Raw genomic sequence first — 18,500 nt, 5'->3', positions numbered from 1 at the left:
TTCTTTGTGTTTTTTTGCTGTTTTCTGTGCTTTTACTTGGTTATGGCTGCTGCTGCGGTGGATTTTTTGACGGAATTTCCGGTGGTGCTTCTGGTGGGATTTCAGGCTGAATTTCTGGAACGATATCTGGCTTAATCTCCGGGACTGGCTGCGGTGCGATTTCTGGTACAGGCTTTACGGGCTTAACCTCAGGTGGAGATGGCGGCGTTATTTCCGGCTTCTGATCAGGAGTAATCTGCGGGATTTCCCCTGGGGTTTTCTCATTGTTTTGCATGCGTCAACCTCTCCTTTCTGAATTCCTAGCTAGTATTACCCTAAAACTGCAGCAACTTAACAAAAAGTCGCAAATTCAAAAAAACAGAGCTCCAAAGCCAAAAGAAGAAACCAGCAAAAGGGCAGCATGGTAGGTAGCGGCGAGGAGGTAATGTGATAATTTAAAACATCATTATTGAGCTAGATTTTCTGGAGTGAAAGGATTTGTTCGCATGGTGCAGCTTTACAGCGCCAGCTAGGATATCTCCTCTAACCAACAGAGAAACCCTTGCTGGCTGTCCGTTTAAGCTTGGTGTTCGTGCGATTGTAGCTAAAGAGAGGGAATGGGTGTGGGCGGAAGAGCGGTAGCGTCCGCCTTTAAAGATTTGTTCCTACCTTCTCATTTATACCATTCAAGGGAACAAATCTTTAACAGCGGCTGGAGTCCACAGCCATTCCCTCCGTCATACACCAACGCCATGAACACGCTCATCAAAGGACGCCGCAAGCGTTTTTCTAATAAGAGACACAACTTGTTCATGGCATTCAAAAATCCCAGCTGTTAAAATAATAAGCAAGGAAAGAAAGTATCCTAAAACATCTGTAGATCGGAGATTACGAAGATGTGGAAAACCCCCATTGGGCGGTTGCGTTTCGTTGGTACTATTGAAGGTATATCCTTCCTGCTCCTTATTGGAATAGCCATGCCGCTTAAGTATGCTGCAGATATCCCTGAGGCCGTCACGATCATCGGCATTTTGCACGGGTTTTTATTTGCTCTTTATTTAATCACGATCCTTAATGCCTTCATCGTGCGCAAGCTTACCTTTGCGTTATCATCACTTGCAGTTATCGCAGCATTCCTGCCATTTGGTCCTTTCTTATTTGATAGGAAGCTCAGCAAAATTTGACGGTTGGATAGTTTATCAGTGTGAAAGCGGGAGTTAACCCATTATAAAGTAAATATATACGGATTCTTCTTCATGCTCGCCTGTGGTTAGAAAGTTACAAGGTGAGTAGAGGGGACCAGTGATGAACCGTTCTAAACGAACGGTTTTTTCTGTTAGGTGAAATTATAATTTGTTGAAGGAAGCAGTGAATATGTTTAGTTTAAGTTTTTTGAGGAAGAACAGCAGCACAGCAGCCCGCCTTGCCCGAACTCCCGCGAACTCCCCCAAACTGAGCGTGTGCTTCTTCACTTAACGATGTTTTTCATCGTTAAAGTGGGATATGGGGAGGACCTGGTACATTTAACGATGAAAAACATCGCTAAATGCGCCAGGTCTTTCTTAGCTGCGTGCTCTGGCAGGGGGCGTTCTTCATCCACAGCCCCAGCGCCCTCACCCGCCAGGAAATCTCCTCCAGCAAGAGAAAAACCCTTGCTGGCAGTCCATTTGAGCTTGGTGTTCGTACGGTTGTAGCTGAAAGAGGTAAGGGGTGTGGGAGGAAGAGCGATAGCGTCCGCCTTTAAAGATTTGTTCCAACCTCTACATCCATTCCATTCAAGGGAACAAATCTTTAACAGCGGCTGGAGCCCACATCCCTTACCTCCATAAAGCTCCAACGTCACGAACACGCTCCTCCTAGGAAGCCGCAAGGCGTTTTTCTTATTTGGGTTAATTTAACTGCCAAAATGGTTAATTACATAAATGACCATTAAAAAATAAGTGCCGCATGTAGGATCCTTCGAGGATCATCAGCGATTACAATGATATGGGCAAAACGCGTACGAGGAGCGTGAAGCATGATGGTAACCTTAACCCCGCACAACGGCTCAGAAATCAAAAAATATAAAAAGTTCTTGGAAAAAGAAGAGATTTTCAATTATCCCTATCGGTATGAAGGTGTTGAATACAATTACGTCATTTTCAAGAAGCTTGGCAAGGTTACGGCATCGTTAGTTTTAACGGAGGATAAAGGGGTCTCGCGGAATCAAATGGTGCACGCTGGATGGGCTTTTTTTCATTTTAACCGAGTTATCGTTGAAGCCCGGATTCAGTTAATTCCGGATATTAACCGGCCGATTCTAGTTCTTCAGGAAGGGAAAAAGCAGCTTCGGAAAGCGGAGTGGAATCCGGATTTTAAGATGAGTCCTTTTCAAGAAGAAATAAGGAGACTGTACGAGGTATTGGATACAGGGCTTAAGGTGAAGGAGAAACTACATAACATACTTCTGGACATGCAAGCTTTGGAAAAAAAGATGCTGGAACGCGGCTATCTTATCGACGAGGATACGGAGCAGATGATTGGCTTCAATATCGATCATTATCGCACGATGTACCATCAAGGGAAGGAAATTATCAGAAGCCTTCCAACTCTGAAAAAGCTGAAAGCGCATGTGGAGAAATTGAAGGGCTCTCTTGCTGGGGAGGATGAGCATCTGCGGCAGTCGCTCTATGTTTTTTTAGATGCTTTTACCGCAGATAAAACGGTGGAGGATCTCCTATCGTCCAATGAAAGCTTCGAAAAGGATGAATGGGGAGATCCGGTCCAGATGCTGGAAGGAGAAGCGGGGCTGCGGCAATATGAAGCCAAGCTGAGAAAAGAAGTTGAGCATATTTATGAAACCGAAATCGTAAAAGATATCCGTAACTTGCCTGAGGATGGCAGCTCACTGTTCAACGGCAGGAAGGATTAGCCGAATGACCGTTCCAGCATGCTTTTCGCTGATGATCGTAATGCCGAAGGGTTCGCCGAAGGTTAGCTTGATCCGTTGGTTGACGTTTTTAATGCCAATATGATCGCCGGGCTCGCTGTAGTCGTCTGTCATGGCCACATTCATTTCTTCCATGCGCTCCCGCTCCATTCCTACACCGTCGTCAGCGACTTCGAGCTGGATGTGGCCATCCGCCATGCAACCGGAAATACGGATGATGCCCTGCCCCTGCTTGGGTTTAATCCCATGATAAATGGCATTTTCTATGAGCGGCTGCAGGGTGATTTTCGGGATTTGGCAGGACAGGATGGCGTCATCGATTTCCCATACGATGGAAAAGCTTTTTTTGTAACGGATCAGCAGAATATCGATATAATGCTGGACATGCTCCAGCTCTGCCTTGATGGGAATCAGGTTCGTCGGCGATTCGAGCGATAGCCTGAGCAGCCTTGATAAGGAAGTGAGCATCTCGGTTACTTTGTTTTCGCCGCCAGTTAGGCGGATCGCATTCCAGTTGATCGTTTCCAGTGTGTTGTACAGAAAATGCGGGTTGATCTGCGACTGCAGGGCAACATTCTGCGCCTTCTTCAATAAGGACAGGCGGTGGCGCAGCTCAAGCTCAAGCTCCAAACGCTGGCCATGCGACTTGATGAGGGTCGCCGCGATTTGGCGAATTTCGTTCAGGTGAGGCTCCTGCTTCCCCAGCTCGACAGAGGTCCACTTATCCGGATTTTCCACGATCGAAATGATTTTTCTAATGGGTTGAAATACTCTCGCGGCAATCAGCCAAGCTAGCAGCAGGGCGATAACCAGTCCTCCGGCAAAGATGACGAACATATAATTGCGAAGGTAAGCATCTTTCTCCTGATACAGCCGGAGCGGTATGACGGATATAAACCTCCAATCGTTGAATTGGGAATTCAAATAGGTAATCGATTCAATTTTGCCGTTTACCGATTTTTTAATCGGCTGCGTCTCGTCCTGTTGGAGCAGATCCTGCAGGGGATCGATCGTTGAGATGTTTGTATTCAGGAGGGAGGGATCCCTATTGTAAATCACGGTACCGTTCTTATCGACAATATAAATATCCTCCAAGTAGTTGTCGCTAACGTTGTTGATGAATTTACCGAGCCGCTCTGTATCAATGTTAACGATGACGGCCCCTTTGCCTTTTTTGCCAAGCGGAGCCGTGTAAAAGAGAGAGAGAAGCTGCCGCGGCTCGTTTTCCCCGATGTACATTTTCGCTGTCCGGTTTAGCATCCAATAATTCGAATTGGCTTTGCGCAGGTTATACTCGGACTCCCAGCCATTGTCCATAAACCATTCCAACTTCCATAAACCTAGATTTGAGGCCAGCACATAACCATTCGTTTCCGAAAACAAATAAATGGAGTTAATGAATTGCCCGCTGATTTTATTGGCTGGAGTGATTTTTTGACTAAGACTTTGAATTTGCTTATAGGAGGTATAGTTGGATTGTTCCGGATGTGGTTCCTCGATTAAACGTGTTACCGCTTCGTCGGATGCAATTTGCAGGGAGAAATCGTCGATTTCTCTGAAGGTCATATCGACCATATCCCGGAGTCTGGATAGCGCAATCAAATGTACGGCCCCGACTTCCTCTTTAATCACCTTGTTGTACACATAGTAAACCGCTGCACTCATGCTGACGACAGGCAGGGTAACGAGACAGACTATAATGAGAAAATTTCTGAGAAAAATGCTGTGGATTTTAAAATGCCGGATATAAAACCAGATGCCAGCCCGATCTTTCATCGGCGTGTCCCATCTTGCAAGTTATTTCTATATTCGGTCGGGGTGCATCCGGCATACTGCTTGAACAGCTTGAAAAAGTATTTGGTGCTTTTGTAGCCGATAATTGCGCCGATTTCATAGACCTTGTATTGAGGCAGCCGTAAGTATTCCATCGCTCTGATCATGCGCACCTCCGTCAAATAATCGGTGAAATTGCGGCCAGTCTGCTTTTTGAAGTGGCGGCTGAAATAGACGGGACTTAGATAAACATGCTCGGCGACGTCTTCCAGCGAGATTTCCTTATCGTACATAGCTTGAATATAGAGCTTCGCCTTATGAATGACTAACGAATCGGCTGGGGCAGTGGCTGGGAGATCTGCAAGATGTCCGGCTCCAGTTCCAGCCCTAGCCCCAGCCCCTGTTCCGGCAGCATCGGCTGCAAGCAAAAAGGATGTGGCGGCAGGTGATGGAGCTGCCTGAATAGGATTTCTGGCCGCTATTTCCATAAGGTGCGGATAAAATTGCATATTTTCCACAGTCGTATCCATGCCAAAAGTAGCCCGAATGCGGCTTTTTGCGGTTTCGAACTGAAGGATGATCTTCTCTATTAAAGCCTTTTCTTGAGTTCCGCCGCTGACATCGAGGGCTGCTATTTGGATGCTGGCTGCAGAAGTGCAGAGAGGGGTGTAGAGGATGCCTTCAATTTCGTTTTTGTATATATGCTGGATGAACCTGAATAGCCGGTTGGCGTTATGGGTTTGGTCATCCTGATTTTCCTGGAAGTCTGATTCATGCTGAGAGAAGCTTAAATCATAGAGGCAGCAAGGAGTGCTTTCCGGCTCGACAGGGAGTCCAATCAGCTGGAGCCGGCGCTCCAATTCCTCCCGGTCCTGCAGCGCTCCAACTGTGAGATCGATAAAAAACTGACGCTGCAAAACCGACATCATTTCTTCATTCCGGCTTTGAATCGCGTTCGTGCGTTCCTTCTCCGCTTTTTCTTTATCCAGCAGCACCTTTACATCCCGGAAAACACGGTTGATTTCCTCAAGCCGGGTCGGCTTTAGCAGGTAATGGGCGACCTGATAATTGACGGCCTGCTGGGCGAACTCGAACTCCTTGTAGCCGCTGATCAGAATCATTTTAATATCGTACTGATGGTCGTACACATATTTGGCAAGCTCCAGACCGGACACAAAGGTCATCTTAATATCTGTCAAAATAACATCAACGGGATGGCTTCGAATGTAAGCAATAGCATCCTGGCCATCCTCAAGCCGGGCAACAACGGTATAGCCTAGCGAAGACCAGTCTACAAAATCGGTTAAGCCTTCCCGGATGTCCTCTTCGTCATCTACAATGAGCATTCGATACGACATTTGGTGCCCCCTGTTCCGCTGCTTCTTCATTCTCTATAGCCGTATTATCTTTGTAAATTGAATGCGCTGTCAATGAAAAACCTTGAAACGACCTATTAAGGTTAAAAAAAGAGGATGAATAGTCAATATTTTGGACTCGTTTATTTAGGGGGATTAGATAAAAGCGGTAGCTTTCCTGCTACTAAAAGAAGAGATTGTACCGTTTAATTATGGATAAAGGGTTGTTACAATAAGGATGCAAGCGCTTTTTTATCAACGTCAGGTTGGGTGGAGCTGATGAGAAAGCTTGAGCGTTACGAAGTAAGGTGGGGCCCGCCTGAACCGGCATCATAGCTAGCGTATAACAAATAGTATAACGAATGGTAAAACGAATGGTAAAACGAAGGGTAAAACGAAGGGTAAAACGAAGGGTATGAAGGAGGATAACGAGTATGAGAAAAATGGGGGTTGTACTTTGCTCTCTACTCCTTGCGGCTACAACTGTGCTGAGCGCTTGTTCCAAGCAGGGGGAAGATGTTTCAAAAGAAACGCAAACACCTAAGGCAACAGGTCAAGCACAAACAAGTGCTCCTGATGAGACTGTAGGTTACACTTTACCGATTGTAGAGGACGGTTCCGTCACCTTGCGTTATGCGGGCTGGGATAACTGGTACGCGCCAAAAAGTCTTTCACAGAACTTGCCGGTCTGGCAGGAGGTCGAGAAGAGAACGGGCGTGAAGATTAAATGGGAGGTTGCTCCTGTAAGTCAATATGCGACCAGTATGCAGCCCAAGCTGGCAGCAGCGAAGGATTTGCCTGATATTATTGCCCTGCCTGTTGAGCTCGATAAAGTGATTGAAGGGGGACTCGTCGAGCCTTTGGACGAACTTATTGACAAGTATGCGCCAAACATCAAGAAGTTCATGGAAGACAATCCTGTGGAATACAAAAAGATGAGAGCCTTTGACGGGAAGCTGTACTCCTTGGCAGCGGTCACAACCGGTGGAGCTTTAACGGACCCGATGGGATTTCTACTCCGCAAGGATTGGCTGGATAAGCTTAATCTCCCAGAGCCGAAAACCCTCGATGACTGGTATACGGTACTAAAAGCATTCAAAGAAAAGGACCCGAACGGCAATAACAAGGCAGATGAAATTCCTTATATGCCGCAGTATGGATATAAAGGTCTCGGGCTTTTTGGAAATGCTGTAGGTCTCCATCTATTTTACAGTAATGGTTATTATCCGGATAAGGACGGTAAGGTCCGGTTTGAATGGATGACCCCGGAAGCGAAGGAATTGATCGTGTGGCTGAACAAGCTGTATACGGAAGGACTGATTGATCCCAGCTTCCTGCAGACTACGGAAGAACATATTATTGCCGCAGTATCGCGGGAACAGGTTGGATCTACGATGCATTTCTTAAGCCGTATGGGACAATTCGACAGCATGTCCGCGGACAAGGAGAATAAGTCGGATTGGATGCTTGCGCTTCCGCCAGCTCAGCCGGGCTACGAGCCTTATTATGAGAAGTATGGTCCGATCAGCGGCAATTGGGTCATTACGAAGGAATCTAAAAATAAAGAAGCAGCAATCAAATGGCTTGATTATATTTATGCGAGCGAAGAAGGAAACCGTCTGATGACGTTCGGTATTGAAGGCATGTCGTATAAGATGGTGAACGGTGAGCCGGAATATACCGATTTCGTCTTGAACAATCCGGAGGGACTGGATCCGGCCAATACGCTTCGTTCCATCGGAGCTTATCCGCCTACACCTTGGGTTCGCGCAGGTAGCGGTCCACTGTCCAAGTCGCCTGCGGCTCTGCTGAAGAACAATCCGAAGGCGCTGGAGCAAGCCAAACGAGTGGAAAACATGATGGTCGATAACGAACCGTTCGCATCCATGACGGCCGGCGAAATCGAGGAGCTATCTGTCATATCAGCCGATATGCAAACCTATATCGATGAGACCATCGTCAACTTTATCACCGGCAAAACTCCGATCGATTGGGATAAATATGTAAGCAAGCTGCAGGAGTATGGTATGGATAAGGTGCTTAAAGTGAAGCAGCAGCAATACGAACGTTTTATCAAAGATTAAGAAAAATAGCCGGTGCAGCAGCCATCCGTCTTAGAAACGAACGGCTGCTGCAGCCGGAATGTCGGAATACGAGGGGGAAACTTCCATGAGTCCAGAACTGAAATCATCCGGTGCAGCCTCCTCCCCGGTTATTCATCAAGAGTTAGGTAAGATGGAACGGCTGCGCAAAAATATATACCGTGATAAATACTTGCTAATCATTATTTTACCCGTTATCGCTTATTATCTGATCTTTCATTACCTGCCGATGTACGGGATTCTGATCGCTTTCAAAAAATTCTATCCACTTAAGGGAATTCTGGGAAGCCCCTGGGTCGGATTTACTTATTTTGAGCAATTTTTCAGCTCGATTTATTTCTGGAGAATTCTGAAAAACACGCTGCTGTTGAGCTTCTATTCATTGGTTTGGGGATTCCCGGTGCCCATTATCTTTGCACTGCTGCTAAATGAGCTGAAGGACAACTGGTTCAAAAAGACAGTACAAACCGTCAGCTATTTGCCTCATTTTATTTCAATAGTCGTCATCTCCGGGATGATTATTATTTTTACATCGCCTATTGACGGTATTATAAACTACATGCTTGGCATATTTGGCATAGACCCGATCCATTTCTTGAACGAATCCGGATATTTCCGCACGATCTTTATTTCTTCGGGTGTTTGGCAGGAATTTGGCTGGGGTACGATTATTTACCTGGCGGCGATCGCCGGAATTGACCCGCAATTGTATGAGGCCGCACAAATGGACGGCGCTAATCGTTGGCACAAGATGAAGCATATAACCCTTCCCTGCTTGTTACCGACTATCGTCATTTTGCTTATTTTGAATTTAGGCAGCTTAATGAACGTTGGTTTTGAGAAGATCATCCTTCTCTATAATCCTACGACCTATGAGACCGCGGATGTGATTAGTTCCTATGTGTACCGGCGGGGGATATTGGAAGGGGAGTACAGTCTTTCGGCAGCTATCGGGCTTTTCAATAATGTCATTAATTTGGTGCTGCTCGTTTCAGTCAACTATATTAGCCGCAAAATATCGGATACTTCATTATGGTAAGGAGGAGAGAGCGTGGCAACCGTACGCAAAAATAAGACGGAAAAAACAGTTGACGTTCTTATCCTGCTGGTCATGCTGCTGGTCATCGTCGTTACCTTGTATCCATTCATCTATGTGGTTAGCATGTCGATCAGCGAGCCTAAGCATGTGATTAATAACTCGGTATGGCTTTGGCCAAAAGGATTTTCACTGGAGGCGTACAAACGGGTTTTCGAAAATCCGGATGTATGGCAATCCTATTACAATACATTGTTCTATACAATCGTCGGTACAGCGGTCAACGTTGCGATGACTCTGCTTGGGGCTTACCCTCTTGCGCGTAAAGAGTTCTTCCTCCGCAATCAAATTATGGTGTTCATTATCATTACCATGTTTTTCAACGGGGGTATGATTCCATTATTTTTGCTAATCAAAAATATCGGGCTTTATGACACACGTTGGGCACTCATTTTGCCAGTGGCGGTAGGTGTTTACTTTATCATCATAACGCGAACTTTTCTGCAAGGCTTGCCTGAAAGTTTGCAGGAAGCGGCCAAGCTGGAGGGGGCCAATGACATTCAAATTTTATATAAAATTATAGTGCCCCTAAGCATGCCGATTATTGCTGTACTTTCATTGTTCTATGCCGTTGGGCATTGGAACAGCTATTTTAGCGCTATGCTCTATTTGAGTGATCCTAAGCTGCACCCCATGTCGCTATATCTGGTCAAAATTTTGGTGCAAAATTCGGATAGTATGGTTCAAGAAATGGCCCAGGATATTAATCGGACCTTGTACTCGGTGCAAATTAAGTATGCGCTTATTATCGTGACTATACTGCCTATTTTGTTCGTCTATCCAGTGCTGCAGAAATATTTTGTAAAAGGTGTGTTGATCGGGTCTCTTAAGGGGTGACCTAAACGTTATTCATCATCAGTATGACCGTAGGAAGCGGGGGAGAGTTAGCCGTAGAGCCTTGGATAGGCAATACTTAAGCGGCTGCGCCCTTCGCTGATTGCGGTAACGGAAAGGAGGATAGCTATTACATGGAGAAAAGAAAAGAAATGGGAAAGAGATGAAGGGATTATTATTGTTCGGCTAACTGAAAGCGTTATCAATCATTAAAATGCAACATTTGATTAACATGCACAATTTGCAGATTCATAGAAAGGACTGGTGATGAATGAAATTCTCAAAAAATCCCTTATCACGCCATTTGTTTATAGTCATGCTTGCCATTGCTCTATTTACAGCTGGATTGCCGGAAACAGAGCGAGCTGCAGCTGCATCCTCGAATATGGCTGCGGGGAGAGGACCACATGCCGTCGCTGTAAATCCGGCGACGAACCGGATTTATGTGGCTAATGCTGACAGCGACAGCGTGACCGTGCTGGAAGATACGTATGGCGGCGGTGTTGTCACTGTAGCAACTGTTGAGGTTGGAACAACCCCTTATGCGTTGGCGGTGAACCCGGTAACGAATAAGATCTACGTTGCTAACGTGGATAGCGATACGGTGACGGTGATCGACGGCGTGACGAATAGCGCCGCAGAGGTGGAGGTTGGCGTTCAGCCGTTTACTGTAAAAGTCAATCCGGTGACCAACCAGATCTACATAGCGAATATAGGAGATGATACGCTGACCGTGATGGATGGGGCGACGAATCAAACGTCCACTGTGGCGACAGGAGCCAGTCCATTTGCTGTGGCGGTGAATGAGACAGCGAATAAGGTTTATGTCGCCAATGTGGATGACGACACGGTAACGGTCATTGATGGTGTGAGCCTTACAGCTCTTACCGTTGCGGCAGGTGCGGGCCCTAATGCCTTGGCGGTGAATCCGCTAACCGGAAGCGTATACGTAACGAACTTCTACGGCAACACCATCACCGTGATTGATGGCGCAACAAACGTCACTTCCACTCTGGCTGTAGGCACTACGCCGAATGCGGTGGAGGTCAATGAGGTGACGGGTAAGATTTACGTGGTTAATGATAGCAGTAACAATGTGACGGTCATTGACGGCAGCAATCATAGCATCTCCACGGTTTCTGTCGGATCAGGCCCAAATGCATTGGCCATTAACGCGGATACGAATAAGATTTATGTAGCGAATTATGATAGCAACGATGTAACCGTGATTGATGGAACGAATCTAGTGACTTCAACCGTTGCTGTTGGAACGAATCCAATCGCTGCTGCGGTAAATACGGCGCTGAACAAAGTTTATGTGGCGAATTTCAATAGCGATGAAATCACCGTCATCGCAGAGGAGCGGGTCACAGATGCGGATTTGAGCACTTTGGCTGTCAGCACCGGAACGCTCAGCCCAAGCTTTGATCCGGGCATCAACAGCTATACCGTTCATGTGGATCATGAGGCTGAGGATGTAACCATTACGGCTGCTGCTTATGATGCAGCTGCAAGCATTTCGGTAACGGAGCACGTATACGGAAATAGCGCGGAGATACCAGTCAGCCTGCAAGTAGGTGCGAATGTGCTGCCAATTACCGTGCATGCGGCAGATGAACTGACAAGCAGGACGTATACAGTGACTATTTATCGCGCTGGAGCTGATGCGGCAAATGCTGATTTAAGTGAGCTTAGCGTCAGTGTGGGATCTTTGCAGCCCTCGTTTACTCCAGAGGTATCTGCTTACTCACTGAATGTCGGGAATGAAACTGCCAGTCTAAGTGTGACTGCGGTGACGTATCATCCGGCGACAACGATGAAGATCAACGGCAGCCCTCGTCAGAGCGGGAGCACGCTAACTGTTAGTCTGCAGACTGGATTCAATCAGCTAATGATCGTGACTACTGCCGAAGATGGCTTAACAAGCAGGACATATACCTTAACCGTAAATCGGGCCGAGGCTCCGATTGAATACAGACCGCCGAATTCTGCGGATACAAGCACGACCGGGAAGACGGAGAATGTGAAACCGGATTCCGACGCTGTGAAGGAGAGCCCGGATGGCGTAACACTTGGCAGTGGTGCTGCAGCATTAACCGTAAAGGCAGCTACGGGAATCAGCGGAAAAGCGGAGGTCACCGCGATGCTGCATGCTGATTCGCTAACGAAAGCATTCAGCATGCTGAGAGGAAAAAATTCAGGGACACAGGACTCAAAAGTAGCACAAACGATCACGTTTGAATTGCCCGGCAAGGAAACCATTCGCCATGTAGGGATCCCGGCTAAAGTGCTTGCTGCGGCAGCCACTGAAAATCCCCATGCTTTAATTAAGATCAAGACGGACAATGCCAGCTACACATTGCCCATTCACTTTCCGACGCTGACGGTGTTCTTGAAACAGCTCGGCGGCAAGCTGGAGAAAGCTACTGTCTTCGTAACGATAGAAACAGTCACAGGAGCGGCCAGTGAACAAATGGTTGAACAAGCGAAAGCAGCAGGTCCTACACTTGCAGGAGATATCATTGATTTCACCCTTACTATAGAGGTGGAAGGCAGTAAACAAGTATTTACCGATTTCGGACGTACGTATGTGAAAAGAAGCATTGTTGTTGCAGGGACGATTGATCCTGCACAAGCAACCGCTGTCAGGGTTGATCCGCATACTGGTGAACTATCCTTTGTTCCATCTGTCTTTACAACAACGAATGGAGCGGCGGAAGTCAACATCTTCCGTACTGGAAACAGCCTGTACACGATTGCGGAGTCTAAGAAGTCATTTGTTGATCTACAGAGCCACTGGTCACAATCCGATGTGGAACTGCTGGCCTCTAAGCTAATCGTGAACGGGAGGACAGACACGGGCTTTTTCCCCGAAGACAATGTCACCCGCGCGGAGTTCGTCAGCCTAATCATCCGTGCATTAGGGCTTGAGGAAGAGGTGATGCCTGCACAGAATGCGTTTACGGATGTTGGGAAATCCGATTGGTTCGCGGGTATAATTGGCATTGCGACGAAGGAGCAAATCGTAAGTGGCTTTGAGGATGGCACTTTCCGGCCTAATGACCCGATAACGAGAGAGCAAATGGCAGTGATTGCAGCAAATGCGCTATCTTTTGCTGATAAATCCGTTGCTCTTGCGGGAAAATTTAATCCTTTATTGGCTGTTTTCGAAGATAAGGCTGCTATTAGCTCCTGGGCACAGGTAGCTGCAGCACAAATGCTGGAGTCCGGTGTAATGGCAGGTATTACGGAGCATCAATTTGCCCCTCAAAACATGGCCACACGTGCTCAATCCGCTGTAGTTATCAAACGGCTGCTGCAGACTGCAGGATTTATCAATTAGTCCTTTTTATCAAATTCTATATCCAAATAACAGGAGGCATGAAACATGTTTGATGACAAAGAACAGACAGATACGCAAAGCCAGGAACAGCCAACAAGCATCATCAGCAGAAGGAAGCTGCTGGCTTCATTAGGAATGGCAGGGGTTGCTTTAGCTTCAACCGGAATCGTGAATAGCGGGATTGCTAAGGCTTATGCCGACCCGGTCAATAACCGCAAACAAGTCAAAGAATTAATGAATTCAGATTTTGTTGTCATAACGACAATCGCTGCCCTGCAAGCTAACACGGCTCCCGATGAAAATCTCATTTATTTTGTGAAAGATAGAGGCGTGGAAGGTCATTTCTATTATGATGCTTTGGACACGACATCCGTTGATGATATGGAAAGTGTGCTGGTATCGACATCCGGAGCCAGGTTTAAGCGTATCTTTGAAGATGTGAATGAAAACTCGTTGCAAGCCATGCTAAGCGAGGATGGCTTATACGAGTATGCGAGAGTGAAGCCGACTCCGCCAGCGGGTCAGAACGCAGATGAAGCAGAGGCAGTTATCCCCTATAAAGGAACGCTTTACTGCCTATTCAAAGGAAGCTACGCCCCACAAAATGATAATTCCTATATTTGTGTGGTAAGACCTGTTGGAAAAAACACACTCAAAATAGTTTCCAGGATGGACCTCGGCATCGGCGCTGATGCTAGAGCAATGGCGATTTATAACGATGATCTTTTTGTTTTTACTAATGATAAAATTAAAGTCTTTCGTATTATTGACGCAGTTTTACAACTGAAAGTTGAATATACGCGTAAATTTGGGGGATGGATGCAGACCTGTAAAATAATAAACGGCAGACTGTATGCTCCCAATTGGGGCACGGGTACGATTGATAGATTCGATCTGGTGAATGGAGTGCCTTCTAATGAAATTCAATACAGTATTGGCGCGATAGGCAATGCTTCCATAGCGTCCTACGGGTCTATCCACTACCTCATAACATGGACAGAAACAAATAATATAACACGACTGGATATAGATGAGAATGGAGACGTTTTTAATAGAGGAGTGTTCGCCATTCCCGGGGTTTACTTGCCTCGTTACGCGGATATCTATAATGGAATTATGACGATAGGGGGCTATAGCACGCTGAATTCAAAAACAGTTGTTTTGGATATTACATCAGCTACACCAGTTAAAATAGGGGCGTATCATAACATGCCTACTCATATTAGGGTAGGAAATTATCTCATAGGTCATGCAGCTGATCAATCAACGCCAGAAAATTCCAGTAAGTATGGGAAAACGGTCAAAGTGTCCATTTCCGATGGTACCGTTGAAGTATTAGCAGATAGACCTCTGATATATCCAGTTCGATATCAATCCACGATTTTTGGTTTTCTGGGTTCAACCTCGTATCCTTCATTGATACAGGAGATAATATGCTACTCAACCCAATCTATACGAAAAGGCATAGAAATACCAACAAATGCGCAGGACTATAAATATATGAATACGATTCGATATACAAAAGTTTCAAATTATGCGGCAGGTGAGGTCATTGCCAGATTCAAAAATTATACTCCTGCGAGAATTGGTTGGTTAAAGGTGAAAATCTCCTATACGATCATCAATAATCAAAATGTGCCTGGTCAAACAAAAACTACAGAATCTGTATATAGTGCATTCAAGAATTCATCAGGTAATTGGCAAATCATTGTACCACGGGCTGACGTAGTGGATACTGGAGATCTGACAGTGAACCTGGATTTCCAGGTGTCAGGGACAAATGCTTACGTATCCGTTAGCGGAGCTCTAACAAATGCGTTGATTAATTTAGTCATAGATTTTGAGCTATCAGACAACAATATGGGTTCATTTTATAGTGTGTAAAAATGAAAATCGCTATTGCAACTATTGTACAGGAGAGCAACTCATTTAGCCCTGTTATCTGTAGTCTAGAAGATTTTCAGAAATTTGCATTGCTCATCGGTAAAGATATGGATCAGATACGGGATGTCAAAAATGAAGTGTACGGATTCTATAAGGCGGCGGCGGAAGAGGGTGCGGAGCTTGTACCCCTTATGTTTGCCTTTGCCGGTGCATCCGGTATAGCCTCTGCAGCTTGCGCAAGCGAGTTGAAAGCATTATTAATATCACAGTTTTCCGAGCAAACGGGGTATGACGGAATATTGCTAATGCTGCATGGCGCTATGGTTTCCGAAGACAGTGATGATTTTGAAGGCGATTTGCTTGAAGAGTTAAGGAAGCTTACGGATTCTCGCATCCCGATTATGGCCACCTTCGATTCTCATGCCCATATGACCCGTAAAATAGTTGACAATGTAACCGCACTGGTCGGATATCGCACGTATCCCCACCAGGATTTTGTGGAAACCGGGTATAAGGCTGTTAAGCTGCTTTTTTCGATTATCAAAGGAGATGTCAAGCCAACGCTGGCGATGGTCAAGGTGCCAATGATTCTTCCCGCAGAGACCATGCAAACGAATTGTGGCCCTATGGCGGAATTGATTAAGGAAGCTGTTGTTGGGGAAAAGCGGGGAGATGCCATTGTGACTTCGCTGTTCGCCGTGCAGCCTTGGCTCGATGTTGAAGGGTTAGGATTTGCTGTAGTAACGGTTGCGCTGGATGAACAGGGGGCAGAATCGGAAGCCTGGCGATTGGCCCGGATGGCATGGGAGATGAGACATCAATTTGAAGTGAAGCTGCATAGTGTGGAAGAAATAATTCGTCTTATCGAAAAGGATGCAAGCGATGAGCCTTTTATTATTTCAGACTCTGCAGACAGTCCAAGCGCAGGAGGGACCGGCGACAGCAACATCGTGTTAAGCCAATTACTGCAGCTTGGTGTTCAGAATAAGTATCCATGTCTGCTATATATGGTTGATGCACCTGCCGTTATGAAGTGTATTGCCAAAGGGGTAGGTTCAACAGTTGAGCTTTCAGTAGGGTATTCAGTCAATAGAAAGCACGGGAATCCAATTCTTATTACAGGCGTCGTAACAAAAATAGGTGAAGGAAGATTCAAGCTTGGCCGGGGACACGCCGATAATCAGCCTGTGTATATGGGGAGGTGCGTCGTAGTACAGATAGGGAAGATCTCACTTCTACTCTCCGAGTTAGCTACCGTTGTTTTTGACCCTGCCTTGTACCGTTGTATGGGATTGGAGCCTTCAGGGGCAAAGCTTGTTCTTGTCAAGTCGGCCGCCCAATTCAAGGCAGGCTATAAGGAGATATCAACGAGAACATATATCCTGGATACGATCGGATTTGCAACATGCCAATTTGAAAAATTAGAATATCGAAAAGTGACTCGTCCTGTCTATCCGCTTGAGGATGATTTTGAATGGTGAAAGAATTTGCTGCATCTTAGCATTAATGGATTAATTTAAAGCTGTCATATGGATGAAAAAATATTAAACACCCACTCTTATATATGAGGAGTGGGTTTATGTTGGTTTATTAGGTTAATTTTCTTCTTTAAGCCGCCAGAGTGCCTTATATTTGCGAAGCATATATAAATTTTCTTTTAAATAATCGGCTTCTTCAGGAGTAAGATTTTCTTTCTCTCTTCCATAGATCAAAACATTTTGCATTATCTTCTCGGATTTAATGCTTTTTTGATCTGTTCTTCCAAGCAAATAATCCAGACTTACATTGAAATAGTCCGCGAGTGTAATAAGTGTCGTAAAATCAGGTTCTCTTTTTCCTTGTTCGTAATTGGCCAGTTGTGTTCTTGTGAATTTCAAGCGGTCTGCTAGTTCGTATTGGCTGATTCCCTTACTGTTTCTAATTTCTGCTAGTCTCTTTCCAAACAAGCTGATCCCTCCTCGTACCATTATAGGAAACAGGCTTTTGCTATACTATACAGGACACAATAAGTCTCTTTATCGTTGACAACAAGGTCTATCTATATGTATATTTAAATTTAGTGGACACGATATGAGTCCTATGTCCTATTGCTAATGATAGATAAGTTAACGGGCTGTGCAATTGTAGGGGTGATTAGATGCGATGATAATTCATGCTTTGGAGTCTCAAGAGGATGTGGAGGGCGGCTTGTTAAATCCATCTTCGAATTTGCAATTTTTGCGGGAGCTCTCTGTGAGAAACATGAGCTTGGCGCTACTATTTCTGAATCATGGCATGCACGAGCAGTGTATATCCCTGGCTGCCGCAGCTCTGCGAACGACTCTCAAAGCGGCCTACGTCAAACAATATGGCTCGCTCCCCCTACATCGAAATTCTCTGAATGAATGGATTGCCTGCGTTCGTGAACTGGGACTGATCGATTTGGATACTGAGCTTTTTATTCATCTAGTTTGTTTGCTTTCCAGTGATTATGAAACAGTAATTGCGCAGCGCCCCCCAGATCTTGATGAAGTTCGTAAGTTATTCGAGAAGGTGGATACGCTGGTGGGACGATTGTCTGCGATTTTGAATGTTGAATAAAGATAAATGGTTATGGGCAATCTAGGAATGAGAAGCATCCTTTGTTAGTGGGTTTGCTCAGGCAAATTAATTCCACTGAAACATAGGGTTGTTTTTTTGTATGTTGGAGTCTATCTTATAAAGTGATAAATCCTAGTCATACTAAGGGTTTATTGGACATCTTGAGTATTTAAGAAACAAAATGAATAAATTTATTTTTGATTTGGGAAAATATAACATTGCTATTAGGATAAGAACCATGCTATATTGTTCTTCCGGCCAACAAACAGGCACGGTTAACACACAAAAACAAAAGAAATTGTTCTTTGAAAACTGAATAACGAGTGAAGAAGAGATCGCTTGATGAGGCCTCAAATCCTAACGGAAATGAAGCGCACAAGTGATCAAAAAAGTTTTAAAAATGAGATGTAAATCTCGTCAGTTTTGAATTTTGAGCTGTTAAGCTTGAAAATAAAATTTTGTTTGTTACCTCGGTAACATGCGCAACTTTATTGGAGAGTTTGATCGTAAATCAAAATCTTCGACCTTAATGGAGAGTTTGATCCTGGCTCAGGACGAACGCTGGCGGCGTGCCTAATACATGCAAGTCGAGCGGATTTGTTCCTTCGGGGACAAGTTAGCGGCG

At 45.4% G+C, this 18,500-nt stretch carries 14 protein-coding genes and 1 rRNA gene; 10 read left to right on the top strand and 5 right to left on the bottom strand.

Features of this window, described 5'->3' with window-relative positions; genetic code table 11:
• Positions 1-40 precede the first annotated feature (40 nt).
• Positions 41-274 carry a hypothetical protein gene (locus J2Z66_RS15840; RefSeq protein WP_209972422.1) on the bottom strand — a complete coding sequence of 78 codons (234 nt, stop codon included), beginning with the start codon at positions 272-274 and terminating at the stop codon, positions 41-43.
• A gap of 601 nt (positions 275-875) precedes the next feature.
• Between J2Z66_RS15840 and J2Z66_RS15835 the strand changes: the two genes are divergently transcribed.
• A complete protein-coding gene (locus J2Z66_RS15835) occupies positions 876-1,163 on the top strand; it encodes a DUF3817 domain-containing protein (protein ID WP_209972421.1) in 288 nt (95 codons plus the stop codon).
• Between the two features lie 284 nt (positions 1,164-1,447).
• Here J2Z66_RS15835 and J2Z66_RS15830 read toward each other — a convergent pair whose 3' ends face one another.
• Positions 1,448-1,822, bottom strand: a complete 375-nt coding sequence (locus J2Z66_RS15830; protein ID WP_209972420.1) for a hypothetical protein — start codon at positions 1,820-1,822, stop codon at positions 1,448-1,450.
• 174 nt (positions 1,823-1,996) lie between these two features.
• Between J2Z66_RS15830 and J2Z66_RS15825 the strand changes: the two genes are divergently transcribed.
• Positions 1,997-2,890, top strand: coding sequence for a hypothetical protein (locus tag J2Z66_RS15825; protein WP_209972419.1), 894 nt, complete (start codon positions 1,997-1,999; stop codon positions 2,888-2,890).
• Here the strand turns inward: J2Z66_RS15825 and J2Z66_RS15820 are convergent.
• Entirely contained in the window at positions 2,864-4,684 is a 1,821-nt protein-coding gene (locus tag J2Z66_RS15820; protein WP_209972418.1) for a sensor histidine kinase, read from the bottom strand. The two genes, J2Z66_RS15825 and J2Z66_RS15820, sit on opposite strands and share 27 nt — an antisense overlap.
• Positions 4,681-6,039, bottom strand: a complete 1,359-nt coding sequence (locus J2Z66_RS15815) for a response regulator (protein WP_209972417.1) — start codon at positions 6,037-6,039, stop codon at positions 4,681-4,683. The genes J2Z66_RS15820 and J2Z66_RS15815 overlap by 4 nt, the downstream gene beginning before the upstream one ends.
• Positions 6,040-6,470: 431 nt before the next feature.
• Between J2Z66_RS15815 and J2Z66_RS15810 the strand changes: the two genes are divergently transcribed.
• The 6 genes from J2Z66_RS15810 to J2Z66_RS15785 all read left to right on the top strand — a co-directional run bounded on the left by J2Z66_RS15810 (position 6,471) and on the right by J2Z66_RS15785 (position 16,776).
• The gene (locus tag J2Z66_RS15810; protein WP_209972416.1) at positions 6,471-8,120 is read left to right on the top strand and encodes an extracellular solute-binding protein; all 1,650 of its coding nucleotides are present in this window, start codon (positions 6,471-6,473) and stop codon (positions 8,118-8,120) included.
• Between the two features lie 85 nt (positions 8,121-8,205).
• Positions 8,206-9,177 (top strand): ABC transporter permease, encoded by a 972-nt coding sequence (locus tag J2Z66_RS15805; RefSeq protein WP_245375591.1) that lies wholly within the window; start codon positions 8,206-8,208, stop codon positions 9,175-9,177.
• A gap of 12 nt (positions 9,178-9,189) precedes the next feature.
• On the top strand, positions 9,190-10,071 hold the full coding sequence (locus tag J2Z66_RS15800) for a carbohydrate ABC transporter permease (RefSeq protein ID WP_312894590.1): 882 nt from the start codon (positions 9,190-9,192) through the stop codon (positions 10,069-10,071).
• 268 nt (positions 10,072-10,339) lie between these two features.
• Entirely contained in the window at positions 10,340-13,411 is a 3,072-nt protein-coding gene (locus J2Z66_RS15795; RefSeq protein ID WP_209972414.1) for an S-layer homology domain-containing protein, read from the top strand.
• Between the two features lie 45 nt (positions 13,412-13,456).
• Positions 13,457-15,295: a putative phage tail protein gene (locus J2Z66_RS15790; protein ID WP_209972413.1), complete on the top strand. Its 1,839-nt coding sequence runs from the start codon at positions 13,457-13,459 to the stop codon at positions 15,293-15,295.
• 2 nt (positions 15,296-15,297) lie between these two features.
• The gene (locus J2Z66_RS15785) at positions 15,298-16,776 is read left to right on the top strand and encodes a M81 family metallopeptidase (protein WP_209972412.1); all 1,479 of its coding nucleotides are present in this window, start codon (positions 15,298-15,300) and stop codon (positions 16,774-16,776) included.
• A gap of 114 nt (positions 16,777-16,890) precedes the next feature.
• Here J2Z66_RS15785 and J2Z66_RS15780 read toward each other — a convergent pair whose 3' ends face one another.
• Entirely contained in the window at positions 16,891-17,241 is a 351-nt protein-coding gene (locus J2Z66_RS15780; RefSeq protein WP_209972411.1) for a helix-turn-helix domain-containing protein, read from the bottom strand.
• Positions 17,242-17,437: 196 nt separating this feature from the next.
• Between J2Z66_RS15780 and J2Z66_RS15775 the strand changes: the two genes are divergently transcribed.
• Together J2Z66_RS15775 and J2Z66_RS15770 are read left to right on the top strand one after the other, a co-directional pair.
• Positions 17,438-17,875, top strand: coding sequence for a hypothetical protein (locus J2Z66_RS15775; protein WP_209972410.1), 438 nt, complete (start codon positions 17,438-17,440; stop codon positions 17,873-17,875).
• A 526-nt stretch (positions 17,876-18,401) separates the two neighbouring features.
• Positions 18,402-18,500 (top strand): 16S ribosomal RNA (locus J2Z66_RS15770); the annotation flags it as partial.

It is taken from the genome of Paenibacillus eucommiae (assembly GCF_017874215.1).
GTDB lineage: Bacteria > Bacillota > Bacilli > Paenibacillales > NBRC-103111 > Paenibacillus_AI > Paenibacillus_AI eucommiae.
The sequence above is the reverse complement of the archived record's forward strand: the minus strand, read 5'-3'. Positions and strand labels throughout refer to the sequence as shown.